Source organism: Xanthobacter agilis, from assembly GCF_021730435.1.
Taxonomy (GTDB): Bacteria; Pseudomonadota; Alphaproteobacteria; order Rhizobiales; family Xanthobacteraceae; genus Xanthobacter; species Xanthobacter agilis.
In genome coordinates this window covers 1-22950 of sequence record NZ_JABWGX010000036.1, presented here as the reverse complement: position 1 = coordinate 22950, position 22950 = coordinate 1, and the positions used below count along the sequence as shown (strand labels likewise).

Sequence of the window (22950 nt, the reverse complement as noted above, 5' to 3'; positions counted from 1 at the left end):
GCCGCAGATCGCAAGGTGGCTCACGGACTTTCCGGGGTCGGTCGGTCAGGCCGGGGGAGCGGCGGCATCCTCCGACAGGCGGCTGACGAGCAGTTCGCCGCTGCGCTCCAGCACCGGATAGGCCGCCGCCGCCACGATGTGGGCATTGATGAGCTTCAGGTCGCGGATGAGGTCAAGATGCAGGGTGCTGGCCTCGGCGAGGTGAACGAGCCCCGAGCGCAGATGGTCGAAATGGGTGCGGGTGGCGAGGCTTTCGCTGGCGCGGAAGGCCGCCTTCTCGCCGGCCAGCAGCCGCGCCGCGCGCGGGTCGGCGGTCATGAACAGGGAGGCGGCGAGCCGCACGTTGTCGCCGAGCCGGTCGAGGAGGGCCTGAAGCTCGGTCCGTCCTTCCGGGGAGAAGGACAGGCCCCGGTTCAGCCGCTTCGAGGCATGGAGCAGCAGGTTGCGGTTCACCACATCGCCGGCCTGTTCCATGTTGGTGGCGAAGGTGAGGATCTCGTCCACCCGCGCCCGGTCGGCGGTGGTCAGGTCGGCGGGGTCGAGGGCGGTGAGATAGGTTTTGATCTCGCTGTTGAGCCGGTCGAGGATGTCATCCATCTGCTGGGTTTCGGCCATGCGCCGGCGATCGCCGTGCAGCAGCGCGTCGCGGGCGCCGGCCAGCATGTGGTCCACCGTGTCGGCAAGGCGCAGCGCCTCGCGCGCGGCCGCGCCCACCGCCACGATCGGGGTGTCGTGGGCACCGGGCGACAGATAGAGGGGGCGGGTCGGGTCGGCGGCATCGGCCCGGTCGGGATACAGGCGACGCAGCAGCTTCGAGAACGGACCCAGCGCCGGCAGGAACAGCGCCGCCGTGACCAGATTGAACAGGGTGTGGAAATCCGCCGCGGCGCGGCCGGGATCGCCCTGAAGCGTCACCATGAAGCGGCCGATGGGCTCGATGAAGGCGAGCGCCAGGGCCACGCCCAGAACCCGGTTGATGAGGTTGCCCACCGGCAGGCGGCGGGCGGCGGGCTCGGAGCCGCCGGTCGCCTCCAGCGCTGGCGCCAGCGCGCTGCCGAGATTGGCGCCGAGGATGAGGGCGAACGCGGCGTTGGGCGGGACCACGCCCTGGCTCGCCAACGACATCACGATCAGCACCACCGCCACCGAGGAATGCACCGCCCAGGTGAGGGCCGCCGCGAGAATCACGTCCAGCACCGGCACGGTGGCGACCGCGCCCAGCAGCAGGCGCAGGGAAGGGGCATCCTCCAGCGGTCGCATCAGGTCCACGAGCTGGTGCAAGGCGAGCAGGATCAGCCCGAGACCGATGACCGCCCGCCCGAGATCGTGGGCCACCGAGCCCCGCGCCGAGCGGAACATGATGAAGCCGGCGAGGATCAGCGCCGGGGCCGCGGCCGCCACATCAAACGAGAGCACCTGCACGATCAGGGTGGTGCCCACATTGGCGCCGAGCATGGCGGCCAGCGCCGGCACCAGGCCCACCAGCCCGGCAGCGGCGAAGCCGGACACCATGAAGGCGGTGGCGGTGCTGCTCTGGAGCAGAGCGGTGATGGCGAGCCCCGCCGCGAACCCCTGCCAGCGATTGCGCAACGCTCGCGCCAGCACCGCCTTGAGGCGCGGGCCGAGGGCGCGTTCCACCGCGCTGCGCACCATGTGGGTGCCCCACAGCAGCAGCGCCGCATAACCCACAAGGTCGATCAGGGTGACGGAAAACGTCATGGCCGCGTCCATCCCTTCTCACCGAGACACCTAAGTCTCCATCCGAGATTGATTTGCCGGCTATAAGATGAGGCGCATCTTGCTGCATTGCAACAAGCGTCTTGCGATCCCCCGCGCGGGGGGATCGCGCGGAGGCGACGGGGGCCTATTCGGAAATGATCTTGAGCTTGTCGCCGTATTTCAGCTTGGCATTGCTGTCCAAGCCGTTGAGCACGAGGAACCGTTCCAGGTGGCGGTCCGGCACCTGCATGCGGGTGGCGAGCTTCTCGGGGGTATCGCCGAAGCCGACGGTGACGATGCGCACCCGCAGCGGCTTCACAGTCTCGGCTTCTCCCGATGACACCCGGCGGAAGGTGTCGGCGGCGGCGCGGAAGCGCTGGTCCAGCTCCGGCGTCAGGTCGCGGGCGGCGAAGATGAGGCGGTACACGTCCGAGCCGAAGCGGATGGCGAACATGCGGAACGACCACTGTTCGCCACGGGCGATCGCGGTGGCGGCTGTGAAGCCGTTCACGGACAGGGTCTCCACCGTGTTGATCTCCACGCCGTCGATCCAGCCCGAGGAGAGATATTGCGCCAGCGACTGGTCCGGGCTCACGCGCACCGCGTCGAGCCGCAGCGCCTCGCGGCCGGAGCCGGTGGCGCCCAGCACCGCCTGGGAGGTGTTTTCCAGCGAGAAGCCTTCCGGCGCGGTGAAGGTGAAGCCGAGCTTGGGATGGAAGAACTTGCGCCCGCGCACAAAGCCTTCCTTGGGATCGTCCCCGTACACCATGCCGTCGATGGCGGAGAGATAAGCGGCGCGGTCGCGCTCGCCGGCACCGGGCGCCGCATATTGGCGGGCGTTGGCAATGGCGATGGAAATGCGTTCCGGGGTCGCCGGGTGCGAGGACAGGAAATCCATGTCCGGCGTGGTGGTGGAGCCGCCGAGCGTGGTGGACCGCATGTCCGACGACTTGCCCATGTCGGTCAGGAAACGTGACGCGCCATAGGGATCGAAGCCCGCGCGCGAGGCGATGCCGACGCCGATGGCGTCCGCCTCCAGCTCCTGCCCGCGGGAGAAGGAGGCAAGGGTGCGCTGGCTTTTCTGCATGGCCAGCGCCCCGAGATCGGGATCGTTGACCACGTCGGAGATGACGCGGCTCACCAGCACCGCCTGCTTCACCTGATCCTCGCGGATATTGGCGTGGCGGGCGATGACATGGGCCATCTCGTGCGACAGCACCGAGGACATTTCCGAAGTGTCGTTGGCCAGCGCCAGCAGCCCGCGGGTGACGTACAAGGAGCCGTCCGGCAAGGCGAACGCATTCACGGCCGGGGAGTTCAGCACCGTGACGCGGTATTTCAGGTCAGGCCGCTCGGAGGCCGCCACGAGGCGTTCCACCACCTGCTGAATGAGCGCCTTCAGCTCGGGATCGTTGTAGGACCCGCCGTAGCTGGCCACCAGCCGCTCATGCTCGCGCCGTTGCGCCGGCGACATGTCCGCATATTCGGAGGCCGTGGCGGTGCCGGACAGGGGCGTGCTCACCTGGTCGAGATCCGCCGTCGAGCAGCCGACGAGCAGCAGCACCAGCGGTAGAACGAAGGCAAAAGTGCCCGTCCGCAGCCGACGCCGCGGCGCATCACGCCGGAGCATGCACGCGTTTAGGGCCTCAACGCTCACCGTCTGTCCTCGCTTCCCGTCCGATCCGCCAGCCGCTCGATGTCGGCCTGTGACCTGACCATGATCGCCGGCCCACCCTGTTCGCGGACCACGCCGCGCACACGAACCCGCGCGTTCCGCAGCACGTCGGGATCACGACCGGAACCTGAGCCGCCATAACCTGAGCCGCCATCTTGGCCGTTACCTTGGCCTTGATCGTGGCCATGCTCCAAGATTATGGCGAAATCCGCGGTTGGCACGATAACCGTGAAATCCTGCCGCCATGTTTCACCGAAATTCAGATAGGTCCGTTCGCGCCGCACGCCAACCGTTAGGATTTGGCCTTCCGCAACGGTATAAAGGCCCCGGTGCAAGCCCATGGCCTGCGGGTCGCCAGCGGTGGCGATGGCCCCCGGCCGCGCCCACAATCCCCGCCGGGCGCGGCGCGCCTGCGCCTCCAACGCCAGCAACGGCGGCGCGCAGGGCGCATCCGCCGCGGTATAGGCGGCGCCGGCGAAGACCAGGAGCGCGGCCAGGTCGCCCTCGGCGTCGGAGGTATTTGATAGCCGCGCATCGCCGGTCAGGCGTCCGTGACGATCGGGCGCCGTGCGCGACAATGTGATGGGACGCCCCGCGATCGCGTCGATGACGGCACGGGCCGCCGCGTTCGCCACATCCGGGGCCGGCTCCAGCCGGGTGGGCAGGACGATGCGGTTTGGCACGAAGCGCCGGCCGTCCTCCAGCTTCAGGCTGCCATCTTCCGTCAGCGCGACGATGCGGGTGGACGGGTCCGCCGAGGCGGCCGCCGGCACGCACGCGACCGGCTTGGGCGTGGTGGTGCGCGCGGCGCCCACAGCCGGAAGCGGCCCCGCCACCGTCCATGCGGCGAGCACGCCGGCGGCGACGCGCGCGGCGCCGGCCCGCAGCTCCAGGCGCACAGGCGCGGCAGCCGACGCAGCTCGGCCGCCGGCCGCAGGGTCTCTGCCGGCCGACGCTTTGGGAACGGGTCGTTGCATGGACTCATGGTATCGCAATCGGCGGCGACCTTGAAGGGGGCCGCCCACCTCGCCCCTTCACCCTTTCTTACGCTACGTTGCCGCGCCGCCGGTTGAGGGTCCGTGCCGCCTCGGGCAACATCGGGGGTGACGTTCCCGCGCCGCCGTGCGACGGGTGCGGTCCGCTGGTCCGGCCCGGGACCTGGGCGAGCCGCCGAGGGAGGAAGCCGTGTCCGATTTCGAAACGCAGGCCCGCTTGTCCGCGCCATCGGTGGCGCGCAACCGGGAGCCCATCTTTGCGGTGCTGGACCCGCTTTTGGCGCCTGCCGCGCGCGTTCTGGAACTGGCCAGCGGCTCGGGCGAGCATGCCATCTTCATGGCGCGCAAGCGGCCGGATCTGATGTGGCAGCCATCGGACCCCTCGCCCGAGGCGCGGGCCTCCATCGCCGCCTGGATCGCCGCCGAGGGGGTTGCCAACGCGCGCGCCCCCCTCGCCCTCGACGCGAGCGCCGCCGAATGGCCGGTGGACGCGGTGGACGCGATGGTGTGCATCAACATGCTGCACATCAGCCCCTGGGCGGCGACTGAAGGGCTGATGCGCGGCGCCGCGCGCCATCTGCCACCGGGCGGGCCGCTCTATATTTATGGCGCGTTCCGTCGCGCCGGCGCGATCACACCGGAGAGCAACACGGCGTTTGACCAGGACCTTAAGCGCCGCGATCCCCGCTGGGGGCTGCGGCTGCTGGAGGAGGTGGACGCCTGCGCCGCCGGGCAGGGGCTCCATCTCGCCGAAGTGGTGGCCATGCCGGCCAACAATCTTTCTTTGGTGTTCCGCAAGCGCGGCGCCTGACGCCCCGTGGCCACCGCTCAGCGCCGGTCGGCCACCAGCAGCCGGCCGACCTCGGCGATCGCGCCATTGCGGGCGTCGAGGGACAGGTCGGTCTGAGTGAGGTAAATAGCGACCACGATCGACGCGCCGTCCGGTGGCCATGCAACGGCGATGATGCCGCGCGAGCCGTGGCCGCCGGCGCCGGTGCGGTCGGCGATGCGCCAGCCGGCTGGCACGGCGGCGCGCAGCAGCGGGCCGGCGACGGCGTCCGCCATCAGCCAGGCGGTGAGCTGGGTCCGGGAGGCGGCGGAGAGGTGGTCGCCCAGCACCAGCGCTTCGAGACTGCGGGCGGCGGCCGCGGGGGTGGTGGTGTCGCGGGGATCGCCGGGGGTGGCCGTGTTCAGCTCCGGCTCCCAGCGATCCAGCCGGGTGGTGTCGTCGCCGATGCGGCGCAGAAAGCGGGTGAGGCCCTCGGGACCGCCGATCTGCGCCAGGATCAGGTTGGCGGCGGTATTGTCGCTCACGGCGGTGGCCGCCGCGCACAGGGCGCCAAGGTTCATGCCAGTCCCCACATGCTTTTCGGTCACGGGCGAATAGGGAACAAGGTCGGCGGGCGTGAACGGCACGAGGGTATCGAGGCTGGCGCGGCCGGCATCCACCTGGGCCAGCACCGCGGCGCAGGCGAAGGCCTTGAAGGTGCTGTTGAGGGGAAAGCGCGCGTCGGCGCGGTAGGTTAGGCGGCGGCCGGTGCCGGTGTCATGGAGCGCCACCCCGAGCCGCCCGCCGGTGCGCGCCTCGATCGCGGCGAGCTGCCGCGTCATATCGTCGGTCCGCGCCTGTGACGGTCCCGTGGCCGCAAGGAGCGCGCCGCCGGCGAGAATCTGGCGTCGGGTGAGAAGCACGGTGTCTCCATCCGCAGGACCCCGCTGAACCGGGTGGGCCGGCCGATAGGGGGAGAAAACGGCGCCAAAAGGACCGATGCCAAGAGAACCGGCGGGCCAAAAGACCGGCGCGCCCAAAGGACCGGCGGGCCAATGTGCCGCCGGCGCGGGGCCGGAAGCAACCTTGCCGCAATCTTGATGGTGCGCGGGAGGCGGCCGGATGGAGCAACGGATGGTCGCCGTGATGATCTGCGGGCGCGGTGCGCCTGATGATGCAGAGGGGAAAGACCCCACGGTGTTGTTGGACGTGGGGCGGGTGCGGTGCCGGTGGGGAAGATGCCGTCCCGGTCCCGTCCATTCTTGGCCGATGGCTCTGCGCGGGTACCCCGGCGCGGGGCACCTAGAGCAATTCCAGCAAAAGCGTTCAGCGGTTTTGCGCCTGGAATTGCGACAAAACAAAGACTTAGAGCATTCCGGGTGAGCGGGAGTTCACCGGAAATGCTCTCGGCACGCCGTGCGCGGAAGACCCGCCCGTGCTTCTTTCTGCCCGCCTGCCTTCCGCCAATGGCGGAGAGGAAAATGGTGTCCCCGGCGTGACTCGAACACGCGACCCCAGGTTTCATCCCACCTCGGCTTTCGCCGCCGCCGGCTGCGCGCCCGAAGGCGGCCGGCGTTCGTGGTCTGGACTATCCCTTCGCCGTGGCCCGCCGGGTTTTCCCGAAAGGCTTTAGGCGCCGCCCGTCTAGTCTCTACACCTTCCTTCGCGGACCTGCGGATGCATGGGCCGGAAGGCTTGGCTCGGGATTGGCATGGCCGCAAGCCGAAGCTGCGGGCCGAAGCTTTCCCCGACTTTGAGCGGATTCACACCGGGCGTTTCCGCCACGGGTGCCCAATTTTAGGAAACCTGTGCTCTATCCTGCTGAGCTACGGAGACCCCAGCTCCCATATACCGGCGCGCCCGCTGTCGCGCCAGACGGAATATGCGCTCATCCACGCCCCAGCGCGGTCAAGCGGCGGGGGCGGTGGCCGCCACCGGGGACGCCTTCAACGCCGCGAACCCGTCCAAGGTGGCGTCCGCCCAGCTCTGGAGGGTGAAGCGGCGGGCGGAGGCGCGCAGCAGCGCCATGCGGCCATGGGCCTCCGCCGCGGGCATGGCCAGCGCCTGTTCCAGGGCGTTGTCCATATGGGCATTGGAGAAGGGGTTCACCGGGATCGCCCCCTCCAGCAGCACCGACGCGCCGGCGAACTCGGACAGGATCAGCACGCCCGCGCCGTCCTCGCCCTGGGCGGCGCAGAACTCGCTTGCCACCAGATTGAGCCCGTCGGCGAGGGGGGTGATGGCGGCGACATGGGCGGCGCGGTAGTACGCGACCAGTTCCGGCAGCGGGATGGCGGTGGAGATGAGGGAAACGGGCTGCCATTCGAAACTGCCGAAGGTCCCGTTGATGCGGCCGGTCAGTTCCTCGATGCGCTGCTGCACATCCTCATAGATGCTCATGCCCCGGTTGGCGCCCACCGACACCAGCATGAACCGGACCTGTCCGAGCAGGTCCGGCCGCCGCTTCAACAGGCGCTCGAAGGCTTCGAGCTGCTGGACATTGCCCTTGGTGTAATCGGTGCGCGATACCGAGAGCACGAGCTTCGCCCCATCCAGCCCGGCGCGGATCGCCTCGACCTTTTCCGCGACCGCCGGGGCGGCGGCCAGGTCCTCGATGTAGCTGAAGTTCACGCCCACCGGATTGGTGTCGATGCGGACCGTGCGCCCGTCCACGGCGAGGGCGAGCGGGGTGAACATCTCGTTGAGCGCGGTGCCCGCGCTGGCCAGGCGTGGATCGGTCTCCGCATCCTGAAGCGCGTGGGCGCCGGCCAGGGAATGGGCGACCGCCATGAAATTCTGCGCATAGCGCGGCACATGGAAGCCGACGGCGTCACAGGCCAGCAGGCTGTCCACGATCTCCCGGCGCCAGGGCAGCACGTTGAACATGTCAGGCGCGGGGAACGGGGTGTGGTGGAAGAAAGCGATCCTCACCGAGGGCTTGAGCTGCCGCAGATAGCCGGGCACGAGCCACAGATTGTAATCGTGCACCCACACCACGGCATCGTCGCTGGCCTCTTCCGCCGCCGCTTCCGCGAACGCCCAGTTCACGGCGCGAAACGTGGGCCAGTCCACCGGATCGTAATTGTAGCGCTCCTTGAAGCCGTGGAGGATGGGCCAGAAGGCTTCCTTGGATGTCACGTGATAGAAGCTGCGCACCTGCTCGGCCGTCAGCGGCAGCCGGCTGACGGCATAGGTGCCGAAGCTGTCGGAGATGTCCACGACCCGCTCGAAATCGGGGTGGGCCGGGTCTTCGGCCTCCTTCCAGGCGACCCAGGCGGCGCGCTCGATGCGGCCGATGAGGGCCTTCAAGGTGGGCACGATGCCGTTGGGGCTCTTGTGTTCCCGAAGCACGATCACGCCATCCTCCATCACCTCCTCGTAGGGGGCCCGGTGATAGACGATGACGAGGTCCGATTTCATTGGCTTGCCTCCGGTGGCGCGGGATGAAGTCCGAAGGCCGCGATGGCCTCCATGATGCCGCCCGCGCCCGGCGCGCGGCAGTGCAGGGTGTGGGGCAGGGCCCGCGTGGCGTCTCTCAGGGCGGCTTCAGCCCCGCCCACCACCGCGCCGAAAAGACCGGTCCGGAACATGGAAAGGTCATTCAGGGTGTCGCCGGCCACCAGCACCCGGTCGCGAGCGAGCCCCAGGTGTTCCAGCAGGGCCAGCAGGGTCGAGCCCTTGTTCGCCCCGCCCGGCAGCACATCGAGGAAGCGATCGGCCGAAATGAGAATGTCGAGGCCCGCGTCGGCGAGCGGCGCGGTGGCCGCCGGATCGTAGCGCAAGGGATCGTAATGGTAGGACACGCGGTGGCGGAATGGGGTGTCCTGTGGAACAAGGCCCGGCGCGCCGGCCAGCGTCTCGCGCACGAAGGCGGAGCGATCGCCCCAGGCGGCGGCGATGGGGGCCTCCAGCTCCCGCAGCAGAGACAGGGCCGGCGCCCCGTCCCGCCGCTCGACCCGCGCCACGGTGGTGCCCACATCCGCCACCACATAGTCGGGAACGGGCACCCCGCAGGCCTCCGCTCCGGTTCCGGCGCACAAAGCGTGGATGAAGTCCGGGTCGCGGCCGGTGACGAAGATGAGGCCCACGCTGTCCCGGTGCCGGCGGATCCAGCCGTAGAGCGCCGCGCGCGCGCCCGGCGTCCCGCCAAGGAAGGTGCCGTCGAGGTCGGTGGCGAGCACGAGGCGCCACCGCGCCGCGGCCGCGTCCGGCCCACCGCTCACGGCAACAAGGCCTCGAACCGGCGCGTCACTTCCGCTTCGGCCGGGTGGGGGAAGGCGAGGTCGAGGGCGCGCGGCTCGGCCTGGATCGGCGCCGCCCAGAAGCCGGCGAACGCTTCGCCGATGGGGCGGCCGTCCGCCACCACGGCGCGCACCATCTCGCAAATGGGCATGTGGAGGTGGAGCCGGCGGGCAAGGTCCGTGACCGTCACCGCATTGTGTCGCCCCTCCACCAGCACCGGGGCGCCGTCGAACGCGTCGGCGTCGGAGCGGCCCGCGCCGCGGGCGAAGCCGTAGCGGAAGTTGCGCGATTGGGGGCTGGAGCAGGTGAGCATCAGGTCGCCCATGCCCGAAAGGCCCGTCACCGTTTCGCGCCGGCCGCCGAGACACACCGCCAGCTCCTTCATCTCGTCGAGCCCGCGGGTGATGAGGGCGGCCCGCGTATTCTCGCCGAAGCCCGCCCCGGCCAGCATGCCGCAGGCGATAGCGATGACATTCTTCACCGCGCCGCCCACCTCGACCCCCGCCATGTCGTCCGAGACATAGGGGCGGAAGCTGTCGCAGGTGAGGCTCGCCGCCATGCGGGCGCCGGGCCGCAGATACGGTGGTACATCGGCGCCGGCGGTGCAGGCGATGGTCGCGGCGGTGGGGTGCCCGGCTGCCGTCTCAAGGGCGAAGGTGGGGCCTGAGATCACGCCGATGACGCGGCCCGGCGCCTCCTCTTCCGCCACGGCCGACATCATGAGGCCGGTGCCGGCCTCGATGCCCTTGGCGCTCACGAACAGCGGCATGTGCGGCGCCGGGTGGGCGGCGATGCGCCGCGCCATCTCGCGGACGGTTGCCGAGGGCGTGACGAGCAACGCCGCCGCAGCGCCGTCGAGGGCCGCAGCGAAGTCGGCGGTGGGGATCACGCCGGGGGGAATGGGAATGTCGCCCAGGCGCGCGGTGTTGCGCCGGGTGCGGGCGATTTCGGCGGCGCGGGCGGAATCGCGGAGCCACAGGCGCACCTGGCATCCGGCGCGGGCGGCGACGATGGCGAGAGCGGTGCCCCAGGCGCCACCGCCGAGGACCGCGAGGGTTTCGTAGGGTCTAGGTACGCTGGTCTGCGGATGGGTAGCGGACAACCGCCGTTGTTGGAGCAGCGTTTTGAAGTCGGTCATGGGACCCCCTGTGTTGCAAGGGCGTGCCGCGCGCCGCATGAAGCGGGTGGCGACGGGGCAAGAATTGCCCGGTAAGGCTTCCGAAAAAGCCCATTCCTCAATCGATCACTTACTGTATCCTATCCGCAATATGTCAGAGGTGTCAAATTTCCACATATCTGATGTGGATGCTTGCGTGTCCATTTTTCGGCATAATGGTGGCATCAATAATTTATTTATAATTTAATTCATATATATTATATATATAGTCTATTACAAATATATATAATTCATTCATACTGTATAAAAATACGTAAACATGAAAAATACATAATTGTTGCATTGTCGGAGTATCGCCTTCGGGCGTCTCGGATCCGAGGTGGGGCGACCGGTCCTGTGGTTGTTCCGGCGCCGCAAAATCAGCATGGCCCGAACGTCTTGTTGATGCGGCGGCGATGCCGGACGCGGGCGCCGGAATTGGGGGGCTTCTGGGTCTGCGCCCCGCGCGCCAGCCGCACGCACACACGAGGGGCATGGGGGGTGTCGGCTCATTCCTGAACGCCCGCGCCACACACCCGCATCAACGCTTGCGGGTTTTGATATAGCCGTGCGATCCGGCGCAGAGTGTCGGCGCGTCGGTTGGGGCCGTCGGTCTTCAGGCGGGCCCTTGCGGGCGCGGTGGAGGGGCGCCTCTTGGGGACGGATCCGTGTTCCGCTGGACGAAACCGAGCGCCCTTGCGCTCGATCAATGATGGATGACGGCCCAAGCGCCGAAGATCATACGTAACCACCATATGGGAGCAACGCGTCTGCGGCGAGTCGCCCGCAGGACGCGCCTCAGGGGGCAAGGCCATGTCGCCCGTTTCCGCCCCAGGGCACGACGTTTCCGTCGCCCCGCTCGGTCTGGCCGGCGAGCTCTGCGTGCCGCCGCAGGCGCGGGCGCTGGTGGTGTTCGCCCATGGCAGCGGCTCCGGCTTTCAGAGTCCGCGCAATCGACAGGTTGCTGAATACCTCCATGGCGAGGGCTTCGCGACCTTGCTGTTCGATCTGCTGCTGCCGGAAGAGAGCGGCGATCCGCGCAAGATGTTCGATCCCATGCTGCTCTCGGACCGGCTGCTGGGGGCTGTCGACTGGGCGGCGACGGTGCCCGGCCTCGGCGCGCTGCCGGTGGGCCTGTTCGGTGCCAGCACGGGCGCGGCGGCGGCGCTGGTCACGGCGGCGCGGGCGCCTGATCGCGTCGGCGCCATCGTGGCGCGCGGTGGACGGCCGGATCTCGTGCTGGCGGTGCTGGCCCTGGTCCGGGTGCCGACCCTGCTCCTGGTGGGCGGCGCCGACGCGGAGGTGCTGGAGCTGAACCGGCGGGCCTTGATCCGCTTCGGCGGGCCGGTGGCCCTGGAGGTCATCCCCGGCGCGCACCATCTGTTCGAGGAGCCGGGCGCGCTGGATCAGGTGGCGCGCCGCGCCGGCGGGTGGTTCCGGCAGCATCTGTGCTCGGGAGGACAAACGCCATGAGACGGTTTCGCGATCGCACGGATGCCGGGCGCCGGCTTGCAGTGGCCCTCGCGGGTTATGCGGGGCGGGATGCGGTGGTGCTGGCACTGCCCCGCGGCGGCGTCCCGGTGGCGGCCGAGGTGGCGACGGCGCTGCATGCGCCGCTGGATCTGGTGCTGGTCCGCAAGATCGGCCTGCCCGATCAGCCGGAGCTGGCCATGGGCGCGGTGGTGGATGGGGCAGCCCCCATCGTGGTGCGCAACGCCGACATTCTCGCGCTGGGGCATGTGGACAAGGCCGCCTTCGACACGGCATGCCGCCGGGAACTGGCGGAGATCGAGCGGCGCCGGGCCCGCTATATCGGTGCGCGCCCCCGTGCGCCCATCGCCGGCCGGGTGGTGATCGTGGTGGACGATGGCATCGCCACCGGCGCCACGGTGAAGGCGGCGCTGGAGGCGGTTCGCCAGCGCGGTCCGACGGAACTGGTGCTGGCGGTGCCGGTGGCGCCAGCGGACGCGCTCGCCGAGCTGACGCCGGAGGTCGATGCCTGCGTATGCCTGCTGACCCCCGAGCCGTTCGGCGCCATCGGCTATTTCTACGACGATTTCACCCAGGTCACCGACGGCGCGGTGGAAGCCGCTCTCGCCCGCTGCCCGGTGGCACGGCCGGGCGCCGATCAGCGGGCATAGAGGCCGGTCAGGCGGGCGACGGCCGCCGCCTGCTTGCGGGCGGCCCGCGCCACGTCGGCTCCAGAGGGCTGCAATCCGCAATCGAGCCGATCGACCGGAAAGGCGAACAGCTCGAATACATATTGGTGCGTGCCGTGGCCGCGCGGCGGGCAGGGGCCGCCGTAGCCCAGCTTGCCAAAGTCGTTGATGCCGCCGCGGATGCCATAGAGCACCTGGCCTTCCGTCAGACCGGTGAGGCTGGCCGGCAGGTCGAAGATGGCCCAATGGTTGAAGGTGCCGCGGGGCGCGTCCGGGTCGCTGCACACCAGGGCGAAGCTGCGCGTTTCCGGCGGGACGCTGGTCCACTGCAAGGGCGGGGAGACGTTTTCACCGTCGCAGGTGAAGCGACGGGGCAGCGGCTGGCCATTGGCGAAGGCCGGTGAGAGCAGGCGCATCGGGGGCTCCTTGGTGCCACGGCTGCGACATGGGTGCGCGCCGCCGGACCAGGTCTCTGATCGGTGGGGCACTCTCCATGACAGCCCGGTGCCGACCCCGCAACAGCGAAGATCATCGGCGGAGGGCCACCCAATGGGCTCCGTCCTTCACATAGCATCTTTTTACCGCTGCCCAGGCGATCCGGTGGGCCGCCTCCTCGCGGCGCGGATCGTCCATGTGGGCCGCGAAGGCCGCGTTGAATGCGGCGCGGTAGATGTCGCACGCATGCTCGGGCAGATGCATGCGGACCGCGGGCGGCAGGTCGTCATTGCTGTGATAGGGCATGCCAACCTCCCGCCGGGCGCCAAGGGCTTCACGCCGCTGTGCGGTCACTCTTCCTCTTCGATGTCCTCGCAGGAATAACCGAGCTGGGACAGCGCCTCTTCCAGATAGTCCGAGAGCAGCGGCATGCCGAGGAGGTAGCTGGCGGTCCGGTCGTTGTGGGCGCGGGCGGCCTCGGCGCGCAGTTCATCCCAGCTGGAGCTTTCGCCGTCGCCCCGGCCGAGCCAGGCCAGGGTGACGAGATCGACCTGCTCGTCTTCGTTCAAGCCACGGATGAAGGTGACGATTTCGCTGCGCACGGCATCGTCGGTATGGTCCTCCAGCACCGACAGCATGCCGTCGTCGGAACCGTTGGATCCGGGATCGGGTTCGGTCACCGCGTCCTTGACGTCGAACTCGCGCGCCATCTGCGCAAGGAAGCAGACTTTCTCAAGGGCAATGGTGAGGTTCGGTTCATCGGCCATGGGGCGTCTCCTCGCACGGTTGGCGGGGGCGGCGGATCGCCGCCTGATGAGCTTATAACGCATTGTCCCGCCGCAAGTGTTCCATTGCGTTGCGCGGCGTCAAACCGGCGCGGGCGGAACGGCGATGATCGTCACCTGTGCCTCGCCCAGCCGCCGGAGCAGGTCGCGCCGGCGCACCAGGGGCCACCAGTCGTAGAGGAAGATTTCCAGCGGCCGCGAATTGGCCACCCAGCCCAGAATGACCAGACTTTCCACCACGAAGCTGCGGAAGGTGCCGCCGCCGAGCGCGTCGGAGGCCATGCGCGCCAGGAACAGGCACGCCGCGAGCACGGCGCCCCCGATGACCAGCATGTGCCGACCAATGCGGAACAGCTCCCTGAGCTCGCGCGAGACCGCCTCGGCGCGATCGCGGAAGAAGTTGTGGATAGCGTCGCCGACCCCGCGCGCTTCCGGCTGCGCGGCTTCGTCGGCCGGCAGATGGATGACGATGGAAATAGGCTGGCGTGACGGCAGCTCCCGCGCCCAGCCGACGATGAACTCTTCCGCATCCGCGTCGAGGTCGCGCTCGCGGAAGGGAAACGGGTCGAGCATGTTGAAGAGCTGCGAGATCCGTTCAAGGCGAATCTCAATGCTGTCGCTGGGTGCGCTCACCGCTCCGCGTCTCCCATGCTGCGGCTGCCCCGCCACCGGCCCCGCTTCGCTGGACGATGCCTCAAGGCATCCGCGAGGGCACCTGGATGATGTCGCCGTCCACAACGAACCGGCCAAAGCCCTGGTGGTGAATGGTCTTCGGCGCCTTATGGGCGGGATCACGCCACGCCTTCACCACTTCCAGAATGAACAGGTTGTGGCTTTTGACCAGCCGCGTGTTCACCACCTTGCATTCGAGATTGGCAAAGCACTCCGCGATCAGCGGCGCCGCCACCGCCTCGGCCGGCAGCGGGGTCAGCTCGAAGGCGGCAAACTTGTCGGTGTCGGCACCCGAGCAATTGCCGATGCCGACCACTTTGTGCGCCAGCTCCACATCGGGGATGGCGATCACGCACTCTTTGGTGGCCCTCAGCGCCGCATGGCTGAAATCGGCGACGCTGACCACACAGGCCACCAGCGGCGGGGTGAACTCCACCATCATGTGCCACGACATGGTCATCACGTTGCGATGGCCCTGGCGGCTGGTGGTCAACAGCACCACCGGCCCCGGTTCCAGCAACTGGTAAACCTCGCCGAGGGGCAGCGCCTTCACGGCTGACGGCGCGCCCGCACGCGGATCGGCTTCAGCTCCATCTGCCGAGGCGCGCCGAAGTAAAGGGCCAGAAGAGCGAGCGATGCGAGGAGCGCGAGCGGGATCAGGGACAACATGGCAGCTTCCCTCCTGGGAGCCTGAGCCGGACGCCGCTTGAGATTCAGCATCGGCTCAAAGGATGAGACCCCCGGATGGAGCGCGGGTCCTTGCTCCTAATCAATTAGGAACGCAGAGCCACGAAAATAAGGTCCTCACGATCTCTTGAACGTGACATTCCGTTACGGAATATGATGCCGGTCCCCGGCTGGGGGATCACCGCCGGCCGCGCGCCGCGCTCGGCGAGAGGCCGAACTCGGCCTTGAAGGCGCGGCTGAATCCGGAGCGGTCGGGAAAGCCCAGGTCCTCCGCGATCCGGGCGATGGTGCGCGGCTCGGCCGGGTCGTGGAGCCGGGCCAGGGCGGCCTTCAGGCGCTGACGCTGGATGTCGCGCGCGACACGCCGCCCCGGTCCTCGAACAGGCGGTAGAGGCGCGAGCAGGACACACCCAGCGTGCGGCACAGGGTTTCCGGCGACAGGCCCGGGGGTGGCGACATTCTGCCGGATGCTCTCCAGCGTTTGCGCGAAGGGCTCCCGATCATCAAAAGACGGGCGCGTTCGCCGTTCGCGCCGGACCGGATGGAGGCCCATCGGGTGCCCGCATTCAATGCGTCGATTGAGCCACGTCCGCGCGGAAGACCTGGATCGGTGCCGTCACCACCGCGCCCACCGCGCCGCCGACCACATCCACCGCCCCGGCTGCGCCGCTCGCGCCATCGGAAATCGGTTGTCCCGCCACCAGCTGGTCGCCGATCAGGCGCACCATGTCCGGCTGGGTGGCGAACTTGGAATGGTTGAGGGCGTCGCCACCTTGCAGCGCCGTGAGGTCGAGCACCGTGACGCCGTCGCCCTGCTCCAGCCGGGCGGCGTAGGCGGGATTGGTCAGGTCGACCGCGCCGACCCGCTGCACATCGCCCGCGAGGGTGCGCGAGAGGCTGAGGGCGTGGTCGTTGCGGGAGACGAAAATGGTCATGGTGGGCCGCTTCGGCCCCATCTCCTGCACCTGCCGCTCGAACACGTCGATGTCGAGGTCGGGGGAGGCGAGGATCACATTGGTGATCTTGGGCGGGATGCGTCCATCCTGGAGCGCGAGCTGGCGCAGCGCTTCCACCGCCAGCCAAGCTCCCATGGAATGGGCCAGCACCACCACTTCGTCCACATGGGGGCTGCGGGCCGCCGCGGCGAGCACATAGGCGAGGTCGGAACGCGAGAAATTGGTACTCTCGCGATCATAGACATAGCTCGTCACCCGCCCACGCGAGGGCCAGGAGAACAGCACCGGAACCAGATTGGACCGGGTGTCGTGGATGAATTGGGCAAAGCGGAACACCGCCGCGTCGAACGGCGTGTTGAACCCGTGCACGAACACCAGCACCCGTCTCTTGTTGCCCGGCAGCTTCTGGAACCAGGGCAGCACCTGCTGGCGCGAGAGCGGATCGACCTGCGTCACCACGAAGTCGCGGGCCGGATCGCCGGGCACCTGCGCCGGCCACTGGATGGACCCCGTCGCCCGATTGGGCGGGATGCTCACCACGATGTTGGCGAAGGACAGGCTGTCGCCGCGTTCGCCGCTGAACACGACGCCCGCCGTCTCGGAAGGGGCGCGGGTGGTGGCCACCAGCATGTCGACCTTGTCGGCTGCCACTTCCGCCCCCACCGCGACCGGGATCAGCACCCCCTCGGGCCGGGCGCAGCCGGTCAGCGACATGGATGCCGCGCAGGCGGCGACAAGGGCCAGCATGCGCGCCGCGCGAAAGGTGAGCGTGCCGCTGCTGCGTGTCATGGCGGTGTCAGTAGATCCTCAAGGGCCTTCGGTCCCTCTCATAGAATATCCGGAGAGAAATGGAAATCATGCCGCGGCGAGATCTCGGGCGGCGCGTTGTCATGCGACCAAAGGTGATCGCGATCCCCATGTCGTTCGGGTGCCCGGTGGCGCACATCTGGGGATGAAAGCCGGTTTCGTGCAGCCTCGCCACCGCTCGCCCGCTCTGCTATTGCGGTCCAATGGGCGGCGGAAGGCGGTTTTTCCATGAGCGGGACGGCGAACGAGATTCATCTTCACCTGAGTGACGTGAAGAATTTCTTCCAGGTGCCTGAAATCGATCCGTTTGAAGGTGATGACCTTGACGTTTCCGGCGTCGCTCAATTGATGGACGCGTTGAAGGCGCAGTCCGGTTGGAAGAAGAAAACCCTGTGCGCGATTGTTCATCTGCCGAGAGAAGACGCATTTGATTCGCGCGTCTCGAATATGACAAAGTATATTGAGCGTTATTGCGACAAAAATATCCAGTACAATCGCCGCAAGATTACAGAGCTACGTCTCGAAGGGCGACATGCGTTGCGCATGGGAACTTTGTTTTTGTTCGTGTGTCTCGGTCTGTCCGCTGCCACGGAGGCGGTGGTGGGGGCAGAAAGCCTGTTAGGGCGGGTGTTGGTGGAAGGTTTCATCATCGCGGGATGGGTGGGGCTGTGGCATCCGCTGGAGCTGCTGCTCTATGCCTGGTGGCCGAATGCGCAGGACATTCGGCTTTATGAGAAGATCAAATCCATGCGGCTCGATTTTGCGTTCGATCACGAGCTGGCGTGAGGCCGATGGTGGGGGGGAAGGGGAGAAGCATGCCGGTGATGATCGCGCTTGTGGCGGCGGTGGCGGTGGGCTGCGCGCTCTATGTGGCGGAAGGGCTGTTCGCGCCGGTGGCGTTCGCGCTGTTCGTGATCGCCGTGGTGTGGCCGCTGCAACGGCGTCTGCAAGCGCGTTTGCCCAAGCTGCTGGCGGTGCTGGCGACCCTTGTCGTCACCCTCGCGGTGGTGGGGGCGGTGACCTCGGTGGTGGTCTGGGGCTTCAGTCATGTGGGCCAATGGGTGTTCGCGAACGCCGGGCGGTTCCAGGTGCTTTATGCTCAGCTCGGGGACTGGCTGGAGGGGCATGGGTTCGTGCTGGCGGCCATCGCCACCGAGCATTTCGACGTGCGCTGGCTGCTGCGGCTGTTCCAGGATGTGTCGGGGCGGCTCCAGGGACTCGCGAGCTTCCTGGTCTTCACCTTCGTCTATGTGTTGCTCGGGCTTTTGGAGGTGGATGCGCTGGTGAGCCAGCTCAAGGCGCTGGAGCGGCGGGGCAAGGGCGCATTCCTGCTTTCGGCCGGCGCCGACATCGCCCGCAAGCTTCAGAAATACATGGCCGTACGCACGCTGATGAGCATTGCCACCGGTGCCGTGGTGTGGGTGTTCACCCTCACGGCGGGGCTGGAACTGGCGTTGGCCTGGGGCGCCATGGCGTTTGCGTTCAACTATATTCCATTCATCGGGCCGTTCATCGCCACGCTGCTGCCGACCCTGTTCGCCCTGGCCCAGTTCGAGTCCTGGGAGATGGCGCTGTTCGTGTTCGTGTGCCTCAATCTCATCCAATTCCTGTCGGGCAGCTACATCGAGCCCCGCATCGCCGGCAAGGCGACGGCGGTGTCGCCGTTCCTGGTGTTGTTCGCCGTGTTCTTCTGGGCGTTCCTGTGGGGCGTGCCGGGGGCGTTCATCGGCGTGCCGATCCTCATCGCCATCGTCACCCTGTGCGCCCATCATCCGGCGACGCGGGCGGTCGCCGACGTGCTGTCCGGTCTGCCGGCCCATGAGGTGCCGGCCCATGAGGTGGCGAACCATGAGGTGGCGAACCATGAGGTGGCGGGGCCCCATCACCGGGCGCCCCATCGGGATCCGGCGGTCTGAAGGGAGGCCCCGGCCGCGCCCGTTCAGGGGCGCGGCGGCAGGCCGGCGTCGAGCCGTTCCAGGAGATAGGGAAAGAAGGGGTTGGACGACATGCGCACCAGCATGTCCACGTTCACGATGAGCGCCCCATATTCCCCGCGCGCGGCAATGTCGCCGAGGCGCACGCCGAACCCCTCGTGCGGGTCCGGGGTGAGGCCGTAGAGCCCGTCCGTGAGCGGGAACGGCACCGCCACATGGGAGAGCGAATAGACATCCGGCGGATAGGCGAGGGCCAGCGGGCGCACCTCCTCTTCGGTCGCGCCGGCGGGGGTGACGCGTACCTCCATGTGCTCGGAAGCGGCGTTCACGTTCGTCACCACGGCGGTGCGGAAGGGGCGCGGCGCCGGCGGCAGCAGGCGTGACAAGGCGGTGTCGGCGTGGGCGTTGAGCAATTGCTCGAAATGGGTGTTGCGGTTGATGTCGAACAGCACCAGCTCGCTGCCATTGTCGTCGAGATGGGTATGCAACGCGTCGATCACCGCGCGGGTGCTGACCGTGTGATCCAGCACCGACTGGAAGGTGAGCACCGGGGCGAGCCCGGCCAGCCGCCCGCCGCGCAGGTGGCGGTCGATGTTGGCCTGGAGCGCCTGCGTCAACAGGAACGACTGGCGCGCGGCCTGAACGGGAAATGAATTATATTTGAATGGGTTGAACTCGGGGACAATGCTGAGCCAAGAGGCCTTGGCGAAGGCGGGGAACACCGCTGGCCAGCCCGCCACCCCGGCAAAGCGGGCGAACCGCGTCACCCCCACCATGGGCGACACCAGCACGATCTTGGCCGGCGCCACCAGCGTGGGATCGTCGAGGGCGTCGAGGGCGTGCATGAGCGCGAGCGCGCCACCGTTGGAATAGCCGACGATGTGGATGGACTTGTGCGGCCCCACCTGCCGACGGGCCTCGCGCATGGCAAGGCGCGTCGCGGCGATCCAGTCCTCATAGTCCGCCGCCGTCAGGGCGCCGGGCACCGTGCCGTGGCCCGGCAGCCGCAGCGCGATGGCGAGGAAGCCCTGCGCCGCATAGCGCCGGGCGAGGTGGCGCAGGCTGTAGGGGGAATCGGTGAGCCCGTGCAGGAACACGGCCGCGCCCACCGGCTCGCCTTCCGGCTGCAGCACGAAGGTGCGGTTGAAGTCCTGCGCGAAATGGCCCGGATAGACCGGGCTTTGCGCGAAATAGCGGTTGAAGCGCTCGCGGTCGCGGGGCGGCAGCTTGTCCGTCACCTCGGTGCGCACGGCGTCGAAGAGCTTGTCCTCGGCCGCGCGATAGGCGGCGAGGTCGGCGGTGGCCAGCTCCGCCCGGCTCATCTCCTTCGGCACGAAGGTGTGCCACGGCTCCAGCGGCGGCCCGCGCCAGGCATCCACCGCGCGCACCGTGAGGAGGGTCGCCAGCACGATCAGAACACCGATGCCGATCCGCCGCGCCCATCGCCAGACCCACCCGATCATTGCGCCCTCCCGCCGCCTTGAAGCGCTCTCCGCTCGCACCGGCTGACGGGAATCGCTTTGGACGATGGAGACACCGCATGTTCCGTGCACGAAGTGCAATCCCTTTCGCTTGCCCGTTCGCTTGAAAGCGCTCCGGCCGGAGCCCGTGCGCCCGCCCTCTTGCTCCTCATGGGTTGAGCGGTGCTGCGGTGTGGCGCAGGGGCGGATGTCGCGGAAAGTCGCGTGTTGTTTGGGATAAGCGGGACAGACGCGGGACGCGTGGCCCATGCGCGCATTGGGGGAAGGCGGCAAAAATAGGCGGCGTGATGAAGCTGAAATCGGAAGGGTCCGGATGACGACGGCCAGAGATGCTGCGGGTGTCGGTGTTCCGGCGCCGGTGACACGCGATACGGTGAATTTGGACGCGGTGGTGCTGGAGCAGATCTTTCTTTCGGCCGGCGCGCGCGCGGGGGATGCCGCCGAGCGGCTGCGTCGCCGCCGTCTGTTGCGCCGCTTGCTGCGCCGACCGGCCACGCGGATCGCGTCCCGGCGCGTCAAGCGCAAGCGGCTGCTGGACCGGCTGGGTCGAGAGGTGCTGGGCGGGCAGCTTCGCGCTGTGCGGCAGGAGCGGCGCGGCGCGGTGAGCCGCGCCCTGAGCCTGTTGCGGCCCGCCCCGCCGCAGCGGCCCGCGCGGCCGGGGCGGGCTCTGCGCTGGACCCCGGTGGGGTGGGAACCAGGTGGCCGGGACCCAGGTGGGGCGGGCGGGACGCGTCAGTCGCCGTTGAGACCCAACGCCCGCGCGGGGCTTTGAGGGTCATGGGCGCGGGGTGGTCGAGGAACGGCACCGATGGCATGAGCGGGTGCCGCAGCGGGTGCCGTCCTTCTCGTTCGCGCGCGGCGCCCCGGAGCGAGGGGCGAGACCGCCGGTCGGCCGCTTTGGCCCGATGCCGCAGCAGGTCGCCGGTTGAGGCGGCAGGATGGCAGGATCATCCCGGATAGTGCCGCCGCGACGCGATCGGTGTCGTCGTGGCGACGCGTCGGGAGCCGTCGCCTGCGGCAAGGCGTCGTTCGGGCTGGATCCCCTTATAACTGGACCACGGCGGCCTGCGCGCCGAGCGCGCGGGTGGCGCATTCCGCCACATGGGCGTGGTGGGTGAAGACGATCACCTGGGTGATGGCGCCAAGCTCGGCGAGCAGGCGCAGGCCGGCTTCCGTGCGCCCCTCGTCGAAGCTCACGAACAGGTCGTCGGCCAGGAAGGGCAACGGCGTCGCCCGCCGAGCGTGCTCCTCGATGGCGGCGACCCGAAGGGCCAAGAACAATTGGTCGGCGGTGCCTTCGGAGAGGGCATCGACGCCGTGGAGGCGTCCGTCGCGGACTGCGGCGAGGCGGGGCGGCTCCTGGTCATAATCGATGTCGATGCCGCTCCAGCGCCCGTCGGTCAGGGTGGCGAAGGCACCGGCCGCGCGGGTCACGATGGGGCTCTGGTGCGCCTCGCGATAGCGCTCGGTGGCGAAGGCGAGCAGGCGTGCCGCCACATGGGCGCGGGTGAAGCGCGCCATGGCGGCGCCGATTTCCGTCATGGCGTCCTGCACCTCCTGGGCGGCACGGGCCGCGCCGGCCTGCTGGCTCAGCGCCTCCTGGGCCGCCTGGGCACGCGTGTGGAGAACAATGGCCGCATCGCGGGCGGCGCGGGCGGCCTCCTGGGCGTCCGCCGCCTCGGCGGCATGATGGGCGAGGGCGGCATCGTCCCGGTCGGCGATCTCGGTACGGATCTCCTCGACGCTGCGCGCGCCGCGCAGATCGTCGAGCCGAAGCCGGGCCTCGGTGACGAGCGCGGCGCACCGGGCGGCCCGCTCGAGCTTCTCCAATTGCGGCGGCAGCGCCGTGCCATCCGCCACGCCGGCGCGGGCGAGGATGTCCGCCAACGCCCGGTCGGCCGTCTCCAGGGCTCCGGTTGCCGCCGCGGCGGCGGCGGAACGCTCCGCAAGGACGCTGTCGGCCGCCTCGGCGCGGGCCTTGGCCTGTCGCGCGGCGTCGAGCCGCCGGCGCAGCTCCCGCACGGCGGTGAAGAGGTCCGGGGTCGCGGGGGGCTGAAGCCGCGTGAGCAGGACCTCGACCGAAGCGGCGAAGCGGGCCTCGTCCTGCTCGATGCCGGCGATGCGCCGCTCGGCGGTCACGAGCTGTTCGTGGAGGGTCACGGCCTCATGCCACAGGTTGAGGGCGGCGCGGGCCTCGTCGGGCGTGGCCTTCAGCCGGATGGCAAGGGCCGGGAACACCTCCGCCGCCTCGTCGGCGCCGGCCGCGTGCTGGGTTTCGAGAGCAGCACGCCGACCGTCGAGGTCGGCCGCTTCCCGCTCCAGGCGGTCGCGTTCGCGCAGGTGGTCGCGGTGGTGCTGGAACGCGGTTTCGAGCCCCTCCACCACGGCCCGCAAATCCGCCATGCGCAAGGGCGCCGCCCCGAGCGGCGGCAGGCCGAGAGCGGCCCGCAGCTCCTCGGCGCGGCTGCGGTCCCAGCT

The 22950-nt window shown here is 68.9% G+C and carries 22 protein-coding genes; 6 read left to right on the top strand and 16 right to left on the bottom strand.

Features of this window, described 5'->3' with window-relative positions:
- Positions 1-45: 45 nt before the first annotated feature.
- The 3 genes from HUW53_RS19795 to HUW53_RS19785 all read right to left on the bottom strand — a co-directional run bounded on the left by HUW53_RS19795 (position 46) and on the right by HUW53_RS19785 (position 4293).
- Entirely contained in the window at positions 46-1719 is a 1674-nt protein-coding gene (locus tag HUW53_RS19795) for a Na/Pi cotransporter family protein (RefSeq protein ID WP_237347485.1), read from the bottom strand.
- A gap of 145 nt (positions 1720-1864) precedes the next feature.
- On the bottom strand, positions 1865-3349 hold the full coding sequence (locus tag HUW53_RS19790; protein ID WP_237347484.1) for a M48 family metalloprotease: 1485 nt from the start codon (positions 3347-3349) through the stop codon (positions 1865-1867).
- A gap of 23 nt (positions 3350-3372) precedes the next feature.
- Positions 3373-4293 carry a thermonuclease family protein gene (locus HUW53_RS19785; RefSeq protein WP_237347483.1) on the bottom strand — a complete coding sequence of 307 codons (921 nt, stop codon included), beginning with the start codon at positions 4291-4293 and terminating at the stop codon, positions 3373-3375.
- Between the two features lie 286 nt (positions 4294-4579).
- On the opposite strand from HUW53_RS19785, the gene HUW53_RS19780 reads away from it, so the two are divergent.
- Positions 4580-5200: a DUF938 domain-containing protein gene (locus tag HUW53_RS19780; protein WP_237347482.1), complete on the top strand. Its 621-nt coding sequence runs from the start codon at positions 4580-4582 to the stop codon at positions 5198-5200.
- A gap of 17 nt (positions 5201-5217) precedes the next feature.
- On the opposite strand, the gene bla is transcribed toward HUW53_RS19780, so the two are convergent.
- The 4 genes from bla to HUW53_RS19760 all read right to left on the bottom strand — a co-directional run bounded on the left by bla (position 5218) and on the right by HUW53_RS19760 (position 10538).
- The gene (gene bla, locus HUW53_RS19775) at positions 5218-6081 is read right to left on the bottom strand and encodes a class A beta-lactamase (RefSeq protein WP_237347481.1); all 864 of its coding nucleotides are present in this window, start codon (positions 6079-6081) and stop codon (positions 5218-5220) included.
- Positions 6082-7066: 985 nt separating this feature from the next.
- Positions 7067-8578: a glucosylglycerol-phosphate synthase gene (gene ggpS, locus HUW53_RS19770; protein WP_237347480.1), complete on the bottom strand. Its 1512-nt coding sequence runs from the start codon at positions 8576-8578 to the stop codon at positions 7067-7069.
- On the bottom strand, positions 8575-9381 hold the full coding sequence (locus tag HUW53_RS19765; RefSeq protein ID WP_237347479.1) for an HAD family hydrolase: 807 nt from the start codon (positions 9379-9381) through the stop codon (positions 8575-8577). The genes ggpS and HUW53_RS19765 overlap by 4 nt, the downstream gene beginning before the upstream one ends.
- Positions 9378-10538, bottom strand: a complete 1161-nt coding sequence (locus tag HUW53_RS19760) for an NAD(P)H-dependent glycerol-3-phosphate dehydrogenase (RefSeq protein ID WP_237347478.1) — start codon at positions 10536-10538, stop codon at positions 9378-9380. Before HUW53_RS19760 ends, HUW53_RS19765 begins: the two co-directional genes overlap by 4 nt.
- An 831-nt stretch (positions 10539-11369) precedes the next feature.
- Here HUW53_RS19760 and HUW53_RS19755 point away from each other — a divergent pair.
- Both HUW53_RS19755 and HUW53_RS19750 read left to right on the top strand, forming a co-directional pair.
- Positions 11370-12029, top strand: a complete 660-nt coding sequence (locus tag HUW53_RS19755) for a dienelactone hydrolase family protein (RefSeq protein WP_237347477.1) — start codon at positions 11370-11372, stop codon at positions 12027-12029.
- Positions 12026-12697 (top strand): phosphoribosyltransferase, encoded by a 672-nt coding sequence (locus HUW53_RS19750; RefSeq protein WP_237347476.1) that lies wholly within the window; start codon positions 12026-12028, stop codon positions 12695-12697. Before HUW53_RS19755 ends, HUW53_RS19750 begins: the two co-directional genes overlap by 4 nt.
- Here the strand turns inward: HUW53_RS19750 and HUW53_RS19745 are convergent.
- From HUW53_RS19745 to HUW53_RS19715, 7 genes are all read right to left on the bottom strand, one after another.
- Positions 12685-13131 (bottom strand): YbhB/YbcL family Raf kinase inhibitor-like protein, encoded by a 447-nt coding sequence (locus tag HUW53_RS19745; RefSeq protein ID WP_237347475.1) that lies wholly within the window; start codon positions 13129-13131, stop codon positions 12685-12687. The two genes, HUW53_RS19750 and HUW53_RS19745, sit on opposite strands and share 13 nt — an antisense overlap.
- A gap of 112 nt (positions 13132-13243) precedes the next feature.
- On the bottom strand, positions 13244-13456 hold the full coding sequence (locus HUW53_RS19740) for a ChaB family protein (RefSeq protein ID WP_237347474.1): 213 nt from the start codon (positions 13454-13456) through the stop codon (positions 13244-13246).
- 44 nt (positions 13457-13500) lie between these two features.
- Entirely contained in the window at positions 13501-13917 is a 417-nt protein-coding gene (locus HUW53_RS19735) for a DUF3775 domain-containing protein (protein ID WP_237347473.1), read from the bottom strand.
- A gap of 99 nt (positions 13918-14016) precedes the next feature.
- A complete protein-coding gene (locus HUW53_RS19730; RefSeq protein WP_237347472.1) occupies positions 14017-14568 on the bottom strand; it encodes a hypothetical protein in 552 nt (183 codons plus the stop codon).
- 61 nt (positions 14569-14629) lie between these two features.
- A complete protein-coding gene (locus tag HUW53_RS19725; protein WP_237347471.1) occupies positions 14630-15160 on the bottom strand; it encodes a flavin reductase family protein in 531 nt (176 codons plus the stop codon).
- Positions 15161-15472: 312 nt separating this feature from the next.
- The gene (locus HUW53_RS19720) at positions 15473-15847 is read right to left on the bottom strand and encodes a helix-turn-helix domain-containing protein (RefSeq protein ID WP_237347470.1); all 375 of its coding nucleotides are present in this window, start codon (positions 15845-15847) and stop codon (positions 15473-15475) included.
- Positions 15848-15860: 13 nt separating this feature from the next.
- Positions 15861-17039, bottom strand: coding sequence for an alpha/beta hydrolase (locus HUW53_RS19715; protein ID WP_237347469.1), 1179 nt, complete (start codon positions 17037-17039; stop codon positions 15861-15863).
- 246 nt (positions 17040-17285) lie between these two features.
- On the opposite strand from HUW53_RS19715, the gene HUW53_RS19710 reads away from it, so the two are divergent.
- Both HUW53_RS19710 and HUW53_RS19705 read left to right on the top strand, forming a co-directional pair.
- A complete protein-coding gene (locus tag HUW53_RS19710) occupies positions 17286-17843 on the top strand; it encodes a hypothetical protein (RefSeq protein WP_237347468.1) in 558 nt (185 codons plus the stop codon).
- 29 nt (positions 17844-17872) lie between these two features.
- A complete protein-coding gene (locus HUW53_RS19705) occupies positions 17873-18973 on the top strand; it encodes an AI-2E family transporter (RefSeq protein ID WP_237347467.1) in 1101 nt (366 codons plus the stop codon).
- A gap of 23 nt (positions 18974-18996) precedes the next feature.
- Here HUW53_RS19705 and HUW53_RS19700 read toward each other — a convergent pair whose 3' ends face one another.
- Positions 18997-20454, bottom strand: coding sequence for an alpha/beta hydrolase (locus HUW53_RS19700; protein ID WP_237347466.1), 1458 nt, complete (start codon positions 20452-20454; stop codon positions 18997-18999).
- Positions 20455-20785: 331 nt separating this feature from the next.
- Between HUW53_RS19700 and HUW53_RS19695 the strand changes: the two genes are divergently transcribed.
- Positions 20786-21244, top strand: a complete 459-nt coding sequence (locus HUW53_RS19695; protein ID WP_237347465.1) for a hypothetical protein — start codon at positions 20786-20788, stop codon at positions 21242-21244.
- 272 nt (positions 21245-21516) lie between these two features.
- On the opposite strand, the gene HUW53_RS19690 is transcribed toward HUW53_RS19695, so the two are convergent.
- A partial coding sequence (locus tag HUW53_RS19690; RefSeq protein WP_419836133.1) for an ATP-binding protein occupies positions 21517-22950 on the bottom strand: 1434 nt, incomplete at its 5' end.